This window comes from Gandjariella thermophila (genome assembly GCF_005405885.1).
GTDB lineage: Bacteria > Actinomycetota > Actinomycetes > Mycobacteriales > Pseudonocardiaceae > Gandjariella > Gandjariella thermophila.
In genome coordinates, this window is record NZ_BJFL01000029.1 from 34,542 (window position 1) to 49,668 (window position 15,127).

Genomic DNA, 15,127 nt, shown 5'->3' on the forward strand with positions numbered 1-15,127 from the left:
CTCTCGTGCTGCGGTGTCAGGGCGTTCGATCCCCCGCCGCACTCGTGGGGACCTCGACCAAGCCCTCAACCCCAACATCAGGTTCAGAGCCCCGTCAACCCCTTGCGTCGCTGCTGGACGGTATGCATCGCCGGCGACCGGGTCCAGCAGCCACGCCGTGCGTGCGGACACGTGTTCCGCAACCGTGACGTGCCTGGTCACCCGGTGCTGGAGCGCACCAGTAAGCATCCGCCGCCCGGACCGTCCGCAGGTCCTGCGCACCATCTCCAACGAGCACCCACCGCACCCTGACATCTCGCGGACACATCGCGACCGGGACGGATGGGGACGCCGGCGCCGAGCTCCGCCCCAAACCATGACGCCGCGTACCAGGAAGGGTAGTCGGGCGTATCGGAGAAGTGTTCATGGTCCCGTACCTCGCGACGGCGGGTGCACGACTGATGACGCTGAGATGACCAGCCGAGTCCAAGGACAGGTACTGAGGTCCGGGACTTAGGTACCCAAGTACGTAGTTTCTCCGTCGTCGGGATGGGTGCCGACGAGCACTCTTGGGTTGTGACGTTCGCCCGCACGTCACCCGAGGCAAAGGTAACGAGGAGTCCCGACCATGTGTGACCACTGGCCTCCGTGCCCGGGAGCGGACTCGCCGAACCGAGACGCGGCCCGGATCGTGGCCCTGCACCCTGAGCAGGGCTGGTACCTCCTGTGCAACAAGGTGGTGCTGTTCGACGACGGCGGCGAACTGCTCCCCGACGGCACCGCCGTGCGGAGCAGCCGGGCGGGCGCGCCGGTTCCGGCCGCCGCAGGCGCCGGGCGCTGAGCACGTCCCGCGAGCGTCCCCCGACGACCCGGTAAACCCGCCACCCGCCCGACCCGCCGAGGCGACACCGCCATGACCCGACCGTCCCACCCCCGCCCCGAGAGCGGTCGCCACCGCGCGACCGCGCGGCCGCGAGCCTCGCTGCTCGGGCTGGCGGTCTCGGCCGGGCTCACGGTGACCAGGACCGCGCTGCGGCTGGCCACCGTGGGCCTGGCCCGGGACCGGTCGCGCGGCCCGGCAGCCGTGGCCGGCGAGAACGCGGCGGTACCGCTACGCGGCCGGGCCCGTCACGAGACCACGGTGGTGACCGCCGAGGACGGTGTGCGGCTGCACGTCGAGATCGACGGGCCGCCGAACGCACCGGTCACCGTGGTGCTCTGCCACGGCTACGCGCTCAACGCCGAAAGCTGGTACTTCCAGCGGGCCGCGCTCGCCCGCGAGGCCCGCGTGGTGACCTGGGACCACCGCGGCCACGGGCGCTCCGAGCGGGCCCGGTCCGGCGGCACCACGATCGAGATGCTCGGCCGGGACCTGTTCACGGTGCTGGAGCGCACCGCGCCGAAGGGCCCGGTGGTGCTGGCCGGCCATTCCATGGGCGGCATGGCGATCCTGACGCTGGCCGCGGCCCACCCCGAGCTGTTCGGCCGCCGGGTGACCGGGGTGGCGCTGCTGGCCACCTCGGCCGGGCCGGTGAACGCCAGCCTGGGGCTGCCCCCGCAGGCGGCCACCGCCGTGAACTGGGCGGCGCTGCGGGTGATCTCGGCGGTCGCCCGGCTGCCGGCGCTGCCCCGCAGCTCGCCCGCGGTGCGGGAGCTCACCCTGCTGCTGTCCCGCCGCTGCTCGTTCGCCTCGGACGTGCCAAGGGCGCTGGTCGCCTTCCTCGCGGACATGATCCACGCCACCCCGCTGGACGTGGTCGTGGACCTGCTGCCGCGGTTCGCCGGCCTGAACGCGTTCGCGGCGCTGCCGGTGCTGCGCCGGGTGGAGACCCTGGTACTGGCGGCCGCCAACGACCTGATCACCTCGCCCGAGCACAGCAGGGTCATCGCCGAGGCGGTGCCCGGTGCCGACCTGGTGGTCGTCCCCAACGCCGGCCACGCGGTGCTGCTGGAGCACCCCGCGTTGGTCACCGGCTACCTGCTCGACCTGATCAACCGGGCCGCGGGCGCCCCGGACGGCGAGGGCCGCGCGGAACCCGTGAGCTGAAGCCGTCAGGACACCGTGGGCAGTTCCGGGCTGGACACGTCGTAGACCTGACCGTCCCGGGTGAGCAGGGCCTGCAACACGGCCGCCTTGCGCGCCGAGGACTCCACGCCGCCCCAGCGCACCTCGCGGCCCCCGGACAGGCTCAGCCGGACGCTGCCCGGCGAGCCGGCGGACACCGACAGCACCTCGGCCCGCAGCCGGTCCGGCAGCGCGGCCAGCACCCCCACCATCGCGGTGGTCAACCGGTCGTGGGGATCGGCCCGCCGCAGCCTGAGTTCGGGGACGCCGGGCGGCGGGTCGGCCACGGTCGCGTAGTCGGTGCCGGTGCGGTCCACCAGGTGCAGGCCGTCCTCCGCGCGGATCAACCCGACCGGGCTGCGCTCGACGATCCGCACCGACACGGTGGCCGGCCAGGAGCGGTCCACCTGCACGGCCGCCACCCGGGGCAGCGCGGCCACCCGGTCGCGGATGCCGCGCAGGTCCAGCCGCAGCATCGGGCTGCCCGGCGGAATCGCCGCGGCCGCCCGCACCTGGTCCGGGGTGACGCCCATGGTGCCGACGACGTCGACGTGCCGCACCCCGAGCAGCGGGGTGAAGGTGACCCCGTAGCCGAGGCCGACCAGTGCCAGCGCGGTGAGCAGCACCATCCAGCGGCGGAACAGGATCCGCTGGCGGGACGGGCGCCGCACCGGCCGCCCGGTCCGCCGGGCACGCGCCGGATGGCTGCCGTATCCGCCGGTGCGCGGGGTGCGGCGGGTGGTTCTGGCGGCCTCGCCGGCACGGGACGGTCGGGTCACGGGTCGGTTGGCTCCCCGGACTGCTCGGCGATCCGCTCCAGCGCGGCAAGGATCTCCGGGCCGAGCAGGGTCACGTCGCCGGCACCCATGGTGATCACCAGGTCGCCGGGCTGGGCCAGGCCGGCGACCAGGGCGGGCACCCGGTCGAAGGACGGCTCGTGGTGCACCCGCTCGGCGGGTAGCGGCACCGCCTCGGCGACCAGGGCGCCGCTCACCCCGGGGATGGGCTCCTCCCGCGCGCCGTACACGTCCAGCACCACCACCTCGTCGGCCAGGCCGAGCGCCCGGCCGAACTCGGCGGCGAAGTCCCGGGTGCGGGAGTACAGGTGCGGCTGGAAGACGACGACCAGCCGGCCGTCCCCGGCGACCAGCCGGCTGGCCCGCAACTGCGCGGTGACCTTGGTCGGGTTGTGCGCGTAGTCGTCGTACACCCGCACCCCGGCGGCCCGGCCGCGGAACTCGAACCGCCGCCGCACCCCGCCGAACGCGGCCAGCCCGGCCAGCATGCCGTCCACCGGGGCGCCGAGCTCGACCCCGGCCAGCAGCGCGGCCGCCGCGTCCAGCGCCATGTGCTCGCCCGGCACCGACACGCGCAGCCGCACGGTGCGGCCGTCGAGGGTGACGTCCACCTCGCCGCCGGCACTCGCCTCGCCGTCCCCGCTGACCGCGCGGAAATCCCGCAGCGTGGCGTCGCCCGAGCCGGTCGCGGTGAACCCGTACCGGCGCACCCGGACGCCGGCCGCCTCGGCGCGGTCGGCCAGCGCCGCCGAGCCCGGGTCGTCGGCGCACGCCACCAGCACCCCACCCGGTCCGATCCGCGTCACGAACGCGTCGAACACCGCGACGTAGGCGTCCACCGTGCCGTGGTGGTCCAGGTGGTCGGCCTCCACGTTGGTCACCACCGCCACCGAGGGCGTGAAGGCGAGGAAGGAGCCGTCGCTCTCGTCGGCCTCGGCGACGAACAGGCCGCCGCTGCCGTGGTGCGCGTTGGCGCCGGACTCGTTGAGGTCGCCGCCGATCGCGAACGACGGGTCCAGGCCGCAGTGCTGCAGCGCGACGGTGAGCATCGAGGTGGTCGACGTCTTGCCGTGGGTGCCGGCGACGCACGCCACCCGGTGCCCGACCATCAGCCCGGCCAGCGCCTCGGACCGGTGCAGCACCGGGATACCGCGGCGCCGCGCCTCGGCCAGCTCCGGGTTGGCGGCCCGGATCGCGCTGGACACCACCACGGCGGTCGGGCCGCCGTCGAGCAGGTCCAGGTTGGCGGCGTCGTGGCCGACGGCGATCCGCGCGCCCTGCGCCCGCAGCGCGAGCACGGTGCGGGAGTCCTTGGCGTCCGACCCGGACACCGCGTCGCCCCTGGCGAGCAGGATGCGGGCGATGCCGCTCATCCCGGCGCCGCCGATGCCGACCAGGTGCACCCTGGCCAGCACCTCCTCCCCCGACCCGCGTTCAGCGGGCTGAACGGGGGTTTGCGCGTCCCCGAAACCCCCATCGAGCCCGCTGGATGCGGGATGGGCGGGCCGAGTCGTGCTCACTTGCGCACCACCTCCAGCACGGTTCTGGCCAGCACGTCGCCGGCCTCCCGGTGCCCGCTGCCGCGGGCGGCCGCGCTCATCCCGGCCAGCCGGTGCGGGTCGCGCAGCATCGGGATGACCGTGTCGATCACCTTCTGCGCGGTCATCTCCTCGTCCGGCACCAGCAGCGCGCCGCCGGCGCGGACCACCGGCTCGGCGTTGAGCGCCTGCTCGCCGTTGCCGTGCGGCAGCGGCACGTACACCGCGGGCAGGCCGACCGCGGAGACCTCGGCCACGGTCATCGCGCCGCACCGGCACAGCACCGCGTCCGCGGCGGCGTAGGCCAGGTCCATCCGCTCCAGGTAGGGCACGGTGACGTACGGCGGGGCACCCGGCACGGACTGCACGGCGACGGTGTTGCGCGGGCCGTGCGCGTGCAGCACGCCGATCCCGGCCTGGGCGAACGCGCCGGCCGCGGCGGAGGCGGCGTTGTTCAGCGTGCGCGCGCCCTGCGAGCCGCCGAACACCAGCAGCGTCGGCGCGGTCGGGTGCAGCCCGAAGTGCGCCCGCGCCTGCGCGCGCAGCGCCGACCGGTCCAGGTTGATGATCGACTCCCGGAGCGGGATGCCGATCACCTCGGCGTCGGCCAGCCCGGAGCCGGGCACCGCGGCGGCCACCCGCTCGGCGAACCGGGCGCCGACCTTGTTGGCCAGCCCGGCGCGGGCGTTTGCCTCGTGCACCACGATCGGCACCCGGCCGCGGGCGGCCAGGTAGGCGGGCAGCGCGACGTAGCCGCCGAAGCCGACCACCACGTCCGCGCCGACCCGGTCCAGCACGTCCCGCGTCCGCTTGACGGCGTCGCGCACCTTCAGCGGCAGCTTCAGCAGGTCCGTGGTGGGCTTGCGGGGCATCGGCACCGGCGGGATCAGCTCCAGCGGGTAGCCCCGCGCCGGCACCAGCGTCTTCTCCAGCCCGCGTTCGGTGCCCAGCGCCACCACGCGCGCGTCGGGTCGCAGCCGGCGCACCGCGTCGGCGAGTGCCAGTGCCGGTTCGATGTGTCCCGCGGTGCCGCCGCCGGCGACCACCACGCACGGACCACCAACCCGTGGGACACGGTCCTGCCCGCTCAACGACTTCCTCCTTCGACTCCGACCCGCTCCCCGTCAACGTCCATGGCTGGTCCGGCGCGGGGCGGTGCGGTCCGCGGCCCGGCGCCGCTGCTGCTTCGTCGACGCCGCCCGGCGCGTCCGGCGCCGGTCGTCGGCCAGGTGCGCGGCCCCGCCACGGACCGCGCCGGTTGGCCGGCCGGCGCGTTTCGGCGGCGTGGACGGCCGGGCCGGCCGCCGCCTGGCCGGGGGACGGTACGGGTCCGGCACCGGCAGCCGCAACAGCCGGCCGAGCCGGCCCTCGCCGGAGTTCCGCAGCGTCGCCACCGCCTCCGGCTCGTGCCGCGCACAGTTGGCAAGGATGCCGAACACCAGCATCGTGGTCACCACCGAGGTCCCTCCCCAGGAGATCAGCGGCAGGGTGATCCCGGTGATGGGCAGCATGCCGATCACGTAGCCGATGTTGATCGCCGCCTGGGCCACCAGCCAGGTGGTCAGCGTGGCGGCCACCAGCCTGATCCACGGGTCGGTATTGCGGGCGGCGATCCGCATGCCCACCACGGCCAGCGTGGCGAACAGGCCCAGCACCACCGCGCAGCCGAGGAACCCCAACTCCTCGCCGATCAGCGCGAAGATGAAGTCGTTGTAGACGTTGGGCAGGTAGAACCACTTCGAGGCGCCCTGGCCGAGGCCCTTGCCCAGCAGCCCGCCGTCGGCCAGCGCGTACAGGGCCTGCCTGGCCTGGTAGGCGGCGCCGCTGGGATCGGACTCCGGGTTGAGGAACGAGGCCACCCGGGCCAGCCGGTAGCTCGCGCCCACCGCCAGCAGCCCGACGCCCGCGAGACCGCCCGCGGCGAGGGCGGCGAACAGCCGCATCGGCGCGCCGACGAACCACAGCAACCCGATCAGCACCACGCCGAGGGTCACCGTGCTGCCCAGATCGGGTTCCAGCATGACCAGCGCGAACATCACCAGCGCCACCGGCACCACGGGCACCAGCAGGTGCCGGTACTGGCGCAGCAGCGCCCGCTTGGTGACCAGCACGTGCGCGCCCCACAGCGCGAGCGCCAGCTTGGCCGGCTCGACCGGCTGGAACGACATCCCGCCGAGCACGAACCACGCGCGGGCCCCGTTCACCTTGTGTCCGAGCGGGGTGAGCACCAGGGCCAGCAGCAGCACGGACAGCAGCACGGCCGGCCCGGACAGCCGGCGCAGCGCGCGCAGCGGCACCCGCAGGCCGATCCAGAACAGCACCAGCCCGACGCCGGTGTAGATGAGCTGCTTCTTGAACATCCAGTACGAGGACTGGACCAGCGAGTACGACTCGACCGACGACGCGGACAGCACCATCACCAGGCCGATCGCGGTGAGCAGCCCGAACACCGCGAGCACCAGGTGGAAGGAGGTCAGCGGGCGGGCGAGCCACGCGGTCCACGCGGCCCGCAGCGCGGCCACCCGGTTGGCCTGCCCGGCGCTGGTCATGTCGCACCGGTGGACGTTCTCGACGCGTCCCGCGCGGCGCGCAGCCGGGCGACCGCCTCGGCGAACGCGCGGCCGCGGTGGGCGTAGTCGGTGAACATGTCCATCGAGGCCGCGGCGGGGGCGAGCAGCACGACGTCGCCCGGCGCGGCCACGGCGGCGGCCTCCCGTACCACCTGGTCCATGGCCCCATCGTCTCCCGCGGTCACCACTCGAACGGGGACCTGCGGTGCGTGTCGCGCCAGCGCCGCCGCGATCAGGTCACGGTCCGCGCCGATCAGCACCACCCCGGCCAGCCGGGGTCCGACCTCGGCGACCAGCTCGTCCACCGACGCGCCCTTGAGCAGCCCGCCGGCCACCCACACCACCCTCGGGTGGCCGCGCAGCGAGGCGGCCGCGGCGTGCGGGTTGGTCGCCTTGGAGTCATCCACGTAGCGCACCCCGTCGACCTCGCCGACGACCTGGGCCCGGTGCGCGCCCGGCCGGAACGCCCGCAGCCCCTCGGCGACCGCCTCCGGCGGCACCCCGTGGGCGCGGGCCAGCGCGGCGGCGGCCAGCGCGTCGGCCACCCCGGGTGGGCCGGCCGGGTGCACGTCGGCGACCTCGGCCAGCGGCACGCCGTCGGCGAAGCCGCGGTCCACCAGGTGGTCGCCGACCACGCCGAGCTGGCCGGGCGCCGGCTCGGCGGCGGTCAGCCCGACCTTGCGCGGCGCGGGCGCGGCGGCCAGCAGCGTGGCGACCATCGGATCGTCCACCCCGGCCACGGCCACGTCGCCGGTGAGCACCCTGGCCTTGGCGGCGGCGTAGGCGTCCAGCGAGCCGTGCCAGTCCAGGTGGTCCTCGGCGATGTTCAGCAGCGCCCCGGCGGCCGGCCGCACCGACGGCGACCAGTGCAGCTGGAAGCTGGACAGCTCCACGGCCAACACCCGGTGCCCGGCGCGCAGCGCGTCCACCACGGGCAGGCCGACGTTGCCGCAGGCCACCGCGTCCAGGCCGGCGGCGCGCAGGATCGACTCGAGCATGCCGACGGTGGTGGTCTTGCCGTTGGTGCCGGTCACCGCGAGCCAGGTGGGCGGGTCGTCCCGGTCCCGGCTCATCCGCCAGGCCAGCTCCACCTCGCCGATCACCTCGACGCCGGCCGCGGCCGCGGCGGCCAGCAGCGGGCTGCCCGGCCGCCAGCCGGGGCTGGTCACCACCAGGTCGGTGCCGTCGGGTGGCGCGGCGAGCCCGGCGACCAGCTCGGCACCGGCGGCGCCGACCGAGGCGAGCGAGGCGAGCCGGTCCTCGGCGGCGTCGGTGACGGTGACCCGGGCGCCCAGCGCGAGCAGTGCCTCGGCGGCGGACCGGCCGGTCACGCCGGCGCCGGCGACCAGTACCCGCCGGCCGGCGAGCCCGGCTGTCCTCGTCATGGGATCAACCCCCCACGGCGCCCAGCCAGTCGCTGTAGAACAGGCCGAGGCCGAACATGCAGCAGATCCCGCCGAGCAGCCAGAACCGGATGATCACCGTGGTCTCCGCCCAGCCGGCCAGCTCGAAGTGGTGGTGGAAGGGCGCCATCCGGAACAGCCGCCGCCGGGTGGCCCGGAACATCGCGATCTGCAGCACCACGGACAGCGACTCCACCACGAACAGCCCGCCGATGATCACCAGCAGCAGCTCGGTGCGGGTCGACATGGACAGCCCGGCGATCAGCCCGCCGAGGGCCAGCGAGCCGGTGTCCCCCATGAAGATCTTCGCCGGGGCCGCGTTCCACCACAGGAAGCCCACGCAGCCGGCCATCGCCGCGGCCGCGACCACGGCCAGGTCCAGCGGGTCGCGCACCTGGTAACAGCCGGCGGTGGCGAGCTGGCTGCAGTCGTAGTGGAACTGCCAGTAGGAGATGAACACGTAGCTGGCCAGCACCATCGCCGAGGTGCCTCCGGCCAGCCCGTCCAGGCCGTCGGTGAAGTTGACCGCGTTCGACCAGGCGCTGACCAGCAGGTAGCAGAACACCACGAAGCCGACCACGCCGAAGGACACGATGGTGATGTCCCGGACGAAGGACAGGTTCACCGACGCCGGGGTCAGGCCGTCCCGGTTGGGGAAGCGCAGCACCAGGATGGCGAACGCGATCGTGGCCACGAACTGGCCGACCAGCTTCGCCGTCTTGTTCAGGCCCAGGTTGCGCTGCTTGCGGATCTTGATGAAGTCGTCCAGGAAGCCGACCAGGCCGAGCGCGGTGGTGAGGAACAGCACCAGCAGGCCGGACGCGGTGGGTTCGGGCCCGCGGGGATCGGAGAACCGGTTGTCCACGTGCACCGCGATGTAGCCGGCCCACATGGCGACCAGGATCGCCACGCCGCCCATGGTCGGGGTGCCGCGCTTGGACTTGTGGTTCTGCGGGCCCTCCTCACGGATCTCCTGGCCGAAGCCCTGCCGGGAGAACACCCGGATCAGGTAGGGCGTGAACAGGATGGAGACGACCAGCCCCACCGCGGCGGCGATCAGGATGCTCTTCACGCCGGGCCACCGTCCCGGGCCGCGGCCAGCAGCGCCTCGGCGACCCGCCACAGCTCGGCCACCTTTGAGGCCTTCACCAGCACGACGTCACCCGCACGCAACTCCTCGCGCAGCAGCGAGATCGCGGCATCGACGTCCGGCACCAGCACCGACTCCTCTCCCCATGACCCCTCCAGGCACGCCCCCTGATGCATGGCCGCGGCCTGCTCACCGACCACGACCAGGCGGTTGATGTCCAACCGCACCGCCAGCCGACCGATCTCGTCGTGCGCGGCGGCGCTGGCCTCGCCCAACTCACCCATCACCCCGAGGACGGCCCAGCTCCGCCGGGGTTGCTCGGCGGAGCGCGCCATGGTGGCCAGGCTCTTCAGCGCCGCGCGCACGGACTCCGGGTTGGCGTTGTACGCGTCGTTGACCACGGTGACCCCGTCCGGCCGGGTGGTCACCTCCATCCTGCGGGCGGAGCGCCGCCGGGCCGAGGACAGCCACTCGGCGGCCTGGTCCACGGTCGCGCCCAGTTCCAGCGCCACCGCGGCGGCGGAGAGCGCGTTGCCGACCATGTGCTCGCCGTGCACGCTGAGCGTCACGTCCGCCTCACCTGCCGGGGTGACCAGCCGGAACGACGCCCTGGCCTGCTCGTCGAGCCGGACGTCGACGGCGCGCACGCCGGCGCTGGGATCCTGGCCGACCCGGACCACCCGGGCCGACGTCCGCGCGGCCATCGCGGCCACCAGCGCGTCGTCCGCGTTGAGCACCGCGACGCCGCCCCGCTCGGCCGGCGGCAGCGCCTCGACCAGCTCACCCTTGGTGCGCGCGATCTCCTCGCGGGAGCCGAACTCGCCGAGGTGCGCGCTGCCCACGTTGAGCACCACACCGATCCGCGGCGGCGCGGTGCGGCACAGCGCGGCGATGTGCCCGGGGCCGCGGGCGGACAGCTCCAGCACCAGGTGCCGGGTGGCCGCGTCGGCGCGCAGCACGGTCCACGGGTGGCCCAGCTCGTTGTTGAACGACCCGGGCGGCGCCACCGTCGGCCCCATCGGCTCGAGCACCTGGGCGATCAGGTCCTTGGTGGAGGTCTTGCCGGACGACCCGGTCACCCCGACCACGGTCAGCCCGCCCGCGGTCAGCTCGTCCACCACGTTCCGGGCCAGCGCGGCCAGCCCGGCCAGCACGGCGGCGCCGGAACCGTCGGTGTCCCCGGCCAGCGCGACCGACCGGCGGTGCGCCTCGCTGACCGGCGGCACGATCACCGCGGGCGCGTCCACCTCGTGGGCGGCGAGCACGCCCACGGCTCCGGCGGCCACGGCCGCGGCCGCGAAGTCGTGGCCGTCCACCCGCTCGCCGGGCATGGCGACGAACAGCCCGCCCTCGGTGACCTTGCGGGAGTCGAACTCCACGCTCCCGGTGACCGTCGCCGTGCCGTCGGTGCGGTGCAGCCGACCGCCGACCGCCTCGGCGATCTCCGCCAGTGTCCGAGGGATCATCGGGTGACCCCGCCGAGCGTCTCTCTGATCGCCGCCTCCAGCTCCTCGCGGTCGGAGAACGGATGCACCACGCCTGCGACCTCCTGGCCGGTCTCGTGTCCCTTGCCGGCGACCACCACCACGTCACCGGGTTTCGCACTGGCCACCGCGGCGGCGATGGCCTCCCTGCGGTCACCCACCTCGATCACCTCGCCGCGTTCGCCTTCCGGCACGGCGCGGGCGCCGGCCAGCATGCTGGCCCGGATGGCGGCCGGGTCTTCGCTGCGCGGGTTGTCGTCGGTGACCACCAGCAGGTCGGCACGGCGGGCGGCGGCCTCACCCATCAGCGGACGCTTGGCCACGTCCCGGTCACCGCCGCAGCCGAGCACCACGATCACCCGGCCGGCGGCCCGGGCGCGCACCGCGTCCAGGGCCAGCGCCACGGCGGCCGGCTTGTGCGAGTAGTCCACCACCGCGGTGAAGTCCTGGCCGGCGTCCACCCGTTCCATCCGGCCGGGCACGTCCACGCCGGCCAGCCCCTCCCGGATCGCCTCGGCCGGTACGCCCACCGCGTGCAGGCAGGCGGTGGCCAGCAGCGCGTTGGTCACGTTGAAGGTGCCGGGCAGCCGGATCTCGATCGGGATGCGCACCCCGTCCGGGCCGTGCGCGGTGAACGCCTGGCTGCCGTCCACGTCGACCCGCACATCGCCGGCCGTCCAGGTGGCCTCGCCGGTGGTGGACACGGTGATCGTGCCGTCCCGGACCAGCCGCGGGCCCCACTCGCCGTCCACGCACACCACCTCGGTCGCGGACCGGCCGTCGAACAGCTTCGCCTTGGCGGCGAAGTAGTCCTCCATCGTGGGGTGGAAGTCCAGGTGGTCCTGGGAGAGGTTGGTGAACGCACCGACCGCGAACCGGGTGCCGGCGGCCCGGCCCAGCGCGAGCGCGTGGCTGGACACCTCCATCGGCACGTGGGTGACGCCCTGCTCGACCATCAGCGCGAACAGCGCCTGCAGGTCCGGCGCCTCCGGCGTGGTGAACGCGCTGGCCAGCCGCTCTCCGGCGATCCTGGTCTCCACCGTGCCGATCAGCCCGGTCACCCTCCCCGCCGCGCGCAGCCCGGCCTCCAGCAGGTAGGTCGTGGTGGTCTTGCCGGAGGTGCCGGTCACCCCGAGCACGGCCAGCTTCCCCGACGGCTCGCCGTAGATGCGGGCGGACAGCGCGCCGAGCACCGCGCGGGGGTCGTCGTGCACCAGCACCGGGACGCCGGGCTCGCGCAGCGCGGGGCGCTCCGCACCGGCCGGGTCGGTGAGCACCGCGACGGCGCCGGCGGTCAGCGCGCGCTCGGCGAAGTCGGCGCCGTGCACGCGAGCCCCGGGCAGCGCGGCGAACAGGTCACCCGGTTGGACGTGCTGGGCACGCAGCGTCACGCCACTGACCGTGGCCTCGGTGCCGGCGGGCCGGACCCGGACACCCGGCTCGGTGGCCAGCGCCGTCACGGCGACCGGCTCAGTCACCGACGGGCGGGGCGGGGCGGGCGCCAGCTTGCCCTCGAGCTTGGCAGGCACGTCGCGAAAGGTTACCGGCGGCCTGCCTCGCCCTCGTCGCGCCGGTACCGTTCCCACCTCCGGGGCCACTCACCTGCATGGACACCGGTCGGTGGGCGCACCACAAGAAGGCCGACAGCGATCCAGGTGATCCGAGAGTAATCCTGATCAACCAGGATGGCGTCACCCTCGGCGGTGCTTGACACCGGCCAGGAAGGCGTCCCACTGTCCACGGCCGAAGATCAACACCGCGCCGCCCGGATTCTTCGAGTCGCGCACCGCAACCTCCGTGCCGCCGAACGCCACCTCGACGCAGTTGCCCCCATTGTTGCTGCGGCTACTCTTGCGCCACTTAGCGCGGGCCACGTCCACTGTGGACATGCCGCGCCTCCTCTCACCGGCGGCTACAACTCCTTCGCCACCTGCGCCAGGAAGCGAGCCGATTCATGATCCGGCAGGGCTGCCGACTTCAGATGGTCAAAAGCGAGCCTATACCAGTCAACCTCGGTCGCTTCCTCCAGATAGAGGCTCCCTGTCGGGCTCTCCATGTACACAACGTCAGGGTCGACGGCCTCAGGAAAGCCGAGGATCGCGAACGGAGTACCCACGACCGGGTGCGCTCCCGCCGAGAAGGGCAACACCTGCACCGTGACGTGCGGGAGGCGGCCCATCTCGACCAAATGCTCCAACTGGAGGCGCATGAGTCCCGCATGTCCCACGACGCGGCGAGTGGCCGCCTCGTCCACGATCGCCCACAACCGCACAGGGTTCTCACCAGTGATCCGCTCCTGCCGGGCCATCCGAAGCCGAACAAGCCGCTCGACCTCCTCTTCGGCGACGGTCGGCCGGGCGGCCTGGTACATCGCACGGGCGTAGTCCTCGGTTTGCAGCAGTCCGGGCAGCAAGTCGATCTCGAAGTTGTCGATCGAGGCCGCCTCGGCCTCCAAACCGACGAATGTCTCGAACCAGTTCGGGATCGCGTCGCCGTACGCGTGCCACCAGCCCTTCTGCTTGGCATCCTTGGCCAACGTGATCAGGGCTTCCCGCTCCGCTGGAGGCACCTGGTACAGCTCCAGCATCGCCCTGACATCCGTGATCTTGAGCGGAACGTGGCCCGTCTCCATTCGCGAGACCTTCGACTTGGACCAGTCCAGCTCCGCGCCGACCTGCTGGCAGGTCATCTGCCGCGCCTCGCGTAGACGGCGCAGTTCGCCTGCCAGGCGACGACGACGGACGGTGGGGCTCTGCGCAGAAGCCATGATCAATCCTCCTTCGGTGTAGCAAGCTAGCGCGGGCGTCGCTGAACAAGAATCCCTCGAAAGGATGACCATTGTGGGAGTTGCACGATGCGACGCTTACTGTGAGCCTCTTGATCCAGTCGGACTATGACAGGGGACGCTTTGACCAACTTCGAGATGCCTGGACCGTCCTCGTTCGCCGAGAGGGCTCCGGTCGGGGTGAGCTGTCACGACCGCGTCGAGCGGATCACGCTGGAGGTGGCGGTTGACAACGACGAGGTAGTGCTGAGCTGGCCCGGGGGCAGAACGGTCCGGTTCGGCATCACGCAGGCCCTTCGGTTACTGGGCGTGCTCGATGAGGCGACCTTGCAAGCGGCGTGCAACACCTCCGCGTTCGCCCAGACGGTGCGACAGACGCCCAACCGCTGGATGGTGAAGGGCCGCAACGCCAAGAACGACGACGACTGCACGATCATCGTGCTCGCCGAGCCGGCCAAGAACCAGGTGCAGCTCTGCGTGCACGGCTACCCGTCGGCCACGCTCTCCCCCGAGGTCGCCGGGCACCTCGCCGTCGCACTGGCCTGTGCCCGCGCGGGGCATGCCTGACCCCACAAGCCGACCGGGCGACGTGTCCTACCCCTCCGCGTCGCCCGGTCATCTCATGCGTCCGGATCGACCTCGGCCACCAGTTCGGTCACGGCCTGGATGAGCTTGGGGGTATCAGCGCCCACCACGGTGGTCCACACACGACCGTCCATGCCGCGTCGGTTGCTCAGGAAGAACCGGCCCTCCTCGGTGTCGAACCAGCTCACCACCCGGCTGGCACGGCGCAGCCCATGCACCCGGTCCGACGCCGTCGCCCCGAACTGGCCGCTTCCGGTGGCGCCCTGTGCGGCGACCAGTAATGCACGGGCCTGGTTGCCGGGCACCCCGCCTCGGCTCAGCAACGCCTCGAAGCGTCCCGGTTCACCGCCCGCCGCATCGGTGGCCTCGGCAAGGACCTCGGCGGGCACGCTCACCGGATACCCGCGACCGGCTGGCCGCGCCGGCAACAGTCCCACGATCTCGCCGACCAGGTTGGTGGACCGAATCCGACGGAACGTCGTACCGTCCGCCGTCTGCACCGCAAGCACCGCCGCCCGCCCGAAACTCGCCGCGACCGCCCGGACCAGGTCGTCCAAGCCAAGGAACGCGTCGACGGTCAACCGTGGCCGCGCCAACAGCGCGAAGACGTCCTCGACCTCCGGTGCCGGCCGTGGCCCACGCGGCCCACGTTCGACCAGCCCTCGCGTCCGCAGGCCGGCCAGCGCCCGTTGTTCGAGCACGCGCCGCTCGGAACCGGTGACACCGTGCCAGGTGATCTCCAGCGGATACGGCACCCGCCCACCACCGGCCAGATGCCACAGCACGTCGAGTTCGAGGTCGTCCAGCCACAGCCCACTGTCCAGGCTCACC

Annotated in this window: 14 protein-coding genes; 3 read left to right on the forward strand and 11 right to left on the reverse strand. The window is 73.4% G+C overall.

Features of this window, described 5'->3' with window-relative positions:
* Positions 1-607: 607 nt before the first annotated feature.
* Both FFT21_RS21910 and FFT21_RS21915 read left to right on the forward strand, forming a co-directional pair.
* The gene (locus tag FFT21_RS21910; RefSeq protein ID WP_137815804.1) at positions 608-820 is read left to right on the forward strand and encodes a DUF5999 family protein; all 213 of its coding nucleotides are present in this window, start codon (positions 608-610) and stop codon (positions 818-820) included.
* A gap of 72 nt (positions 821-892) precedes the next feature.
* Positions 893-2,026: an alpha/beta fold hydrolase gene (locus FFT21_RS21915; RefSeq protein ID WP_137815805.1), complete on the forward strand. Its 1,134-nt coding sequence runs from the start codon at positions 893-895 to the stop codon at positions 2,024-2,026.
* 5 nt (positions 2,027-2,031) lie between these two features.
* On the opposite strand, the gene FFT21_RS21920 is transcribed toward FFT21_RS21915, so the two are convergent.
* The 10 genes from FFT21_RS21920 to FFT21_RS21965 all read right to left on the reverse strand — a co-directional run bounded on the left by FFT21_RS21920 (position 2,032) and on the right by FFT21_RS21965 (position 13,693).
* Entirely contained in the window at positions 2,032-2,823 is a 792-nt protein-coding gene (locus FFT21_RS21920) for a cell division protein FtsQ/DivIB (protein WP_137815806.1), read from the reverse strand.
* Entirely contained in the window at positions 2,820-4,256 is a 1,437-nt protein-coding gene (gene murC / locus FFT21_RS21925) for a UDP-N-acetylmuramate--L-alanine ligase (RefSeq protein ID WP_264081665.1), read from the reverse strand. The genes FFT21_RS21920 and murC overlap by 4 nt, the downstream gene beginning before the upstream one ends.
* 101 nt (positions 4,257-4,357) lie before the next feature.
* Positions 4,358-5,470 carry an undecaprenyldiphospho-muramoylpentapeptide beta-N-acetylglucosaminyltransferase gene (murG, locus tag FFT21_RS21930; protein ID WP_137815807.1) on the reverse strand — a complete coding sequence of 371 codons (1,113 nt, stop codon included), beginning with the start codon at positions 5,468-5,470 and terminating at the stop codon, positions 4,358-4,360.
* 33 nt (positions 5,471-5,503) lie between these two features.
* Positions 5,504-6,928 (reverse strand): putative lipid II flippase FtsW, encoded by a 1,425-nt coding sequence (gene ftsW / locus FFT21_RS21935; protein WP_137815808.1) that lies wholly within the window; start codon positions 6,926-6,928, stop codon positions 5,504-5,506.
* Positions 6,925-8,334 carry a UDP-N-acetylmuramoyl-L-alanine--D-glutamate ligase gene (murD, locus tag FFT21_RS21940; RefSeq protein ID WP_137815809.1) on the reverse strand — a complete coding sequence of 470 codons (1,410 nt, stop codon included), beginning with the start codon at positions 8,332-8,334 and terminating at the stop codon, positions 6,925-6,927. The genes ftsW and murD overlap by 4 nt, the downstream gene beginning before the upstream one ends.
* Before the next feature lie 4 nt (positions 8,335-8,338).
* Entirely contained in the window at positions 8,339-9,424 is a 1,086-nt protein-coding gene (gene mraY / locus FFT21_RS21945) for a phospho-N-acetylmuramoyl-pentapeptide-transferase (RefSeq protein WP_137815810.1), read from the reverse strand.
* On the reverse strand, positions 9,421-10,908 hold the full coding sequence (locus FFT21_RS21950; RefSeq protein WP_137815811.1) for a UDP-N-acetylmuramoyl-tripeptide--D-alanyl-D-alanine ligase: 1,488 nt from the start codon (positions 10,906-10,908) through the stop codon (positions 9,421-9,423). The genes mraY and FFT21_RS21950 overlap by 4 nt, the downstream gene beginning before the upstream one ends.
* On the reverse strand, positions 10,905-12,455 hold the full coding sequence (locus FFT21_RS21955) for a UDP-N-acetylmuramoyl-L-alanyl-D-glutamate--2,6-diaminopimelate ligase (RefSeq protein ID WP_137815812.1): 1,551 nt from the start codon (positions 12,453-12,455) through the stop codon (positions 10,905-10,907). The genes FFT21_RS21950 and FFT21_RS21955 overlap by 4 nt, the downstream gene beginning before the upstream one ends.
* A 162-nt stretch (positions 12,456-12,617) precedes the next feature.
* Positions 12,618-12,815 carry a DUF397 domain-containing protein gene (locus tag FFT21_RS21960; protein ID WP_137815813.1) on the reverse strand — a complete coding sequence of 66 codons (198 nt, stop codon included), beginning with the start codon at positions 12,813-12,815 and terminating at the stop codon, positions 12,618-12,620.
* Positions 12,816-12,838: 23 nt separating this feature from the next.
* The gene (locus tag FFT21_RS21965) at positions 12,839-13,693 is read right to left on the reverse strand and encodes a helix-turn-helix domain-containing protein (protein ID WP_137815814.1); all 855 of its coding nucleotides are present in this window, start codon (positions 13,691-13,693) and stop codon (positions 12,839-12,841) included.
* A 126-nt stretch (positions 13,694-13,819) separates the two neighbouring features.
* Between FFT21_RS21965 and FFT21_RS21970 the strand changes: the two genes are divergently transcribed.
* A complete protein-coding gene (locus FFT21_RS21970; RefSeq protein WP_137815815.1) occupies positions 13,820-14,278 on the forward strand; it encodes a hypothetical protein in 459 nt (152 codons plus the stop codon).
* Between the two features lie 53 nt (positions 14,279-14,331).
* On the opposite strand, the gene FFT21_RS29270 is transcribed toward FFT21_RS21970, so the two are convergent.
* The gene (locus tag FFT21_RS29270) at positions 14,332-15,126 is read right to left on the reverse strand and encodes an ESX secretion-associated protein EspG (RefSeq protein ID WP_192909684.1); all 795 of its coding nucleotides are present in this window, start codon (positions 15,124-15,126) and stop codon (positions 14,332-14,334) included.
* Position 15,127 lies beyond the last annotated feature (1 nt).

Excerpts from the sequence above, each read along its gene's own strand:
- murD (WP_137815809.1), bottom strand. The coding sequence starts at position 8,334 with ATGACGAGGACAGCCGGGCTCGCCGGCCGGCGGGTACTGGTCGCCGGC.
- FFT21_RS21915 (WP_137815805.1), top strand. The coding sequence starts at position 893 with ATGACCCGACCGTCCCACCCCCGCCCCGAGAGCGGTCGCCACCGCGCG.
- ftsW (WP_137815808.1), bottom strand. The coding sequence starts at position 6,928 with ATGACCAGCGCCGGGCAGGCCAACCGGGTGGCCGCGCTGCGGGCCGCG.
- FFT21_RS21970 (WP_137815815.1), top strand. The coding sequence starts at position 13,820 with ATGACAGGGGACGCTTTGACCAACTTCGAGATGCCTGGACCGTCCTCG.
- FFT21_RS21960 (WP_137815813.1), bottom strand. The coding sequence starts at position 12,815 with ATGTCCACAGTGGACGTGGCCCGCGCTAAGTGGCGCAAGAGTAGCCGC.
- FFT21_RS21965 (WP_137815814.1), bottom strand. The coding sequence starts at position 13,693 with ATGGCTTCTGCGCAGAGCCCCACCGTCCGTCGTCGTCGCCTGGCAGGC.
- FFT21_RS21950 (WP_137815811.1), bottom strand. The coding sequence starts at position 10,908 with ATGATCCCTCGGACACTGGCGGAGATCGCCGAGGCGGTCGGCGGTCGG.
- FFT21_RS21910 (WP_137815804.1), top strand. The coding sequence starts at position 608 with ATGTGTGACCACTGGCCTCCGTGCCCGGGAGCGGACTCGCCGAACCGA.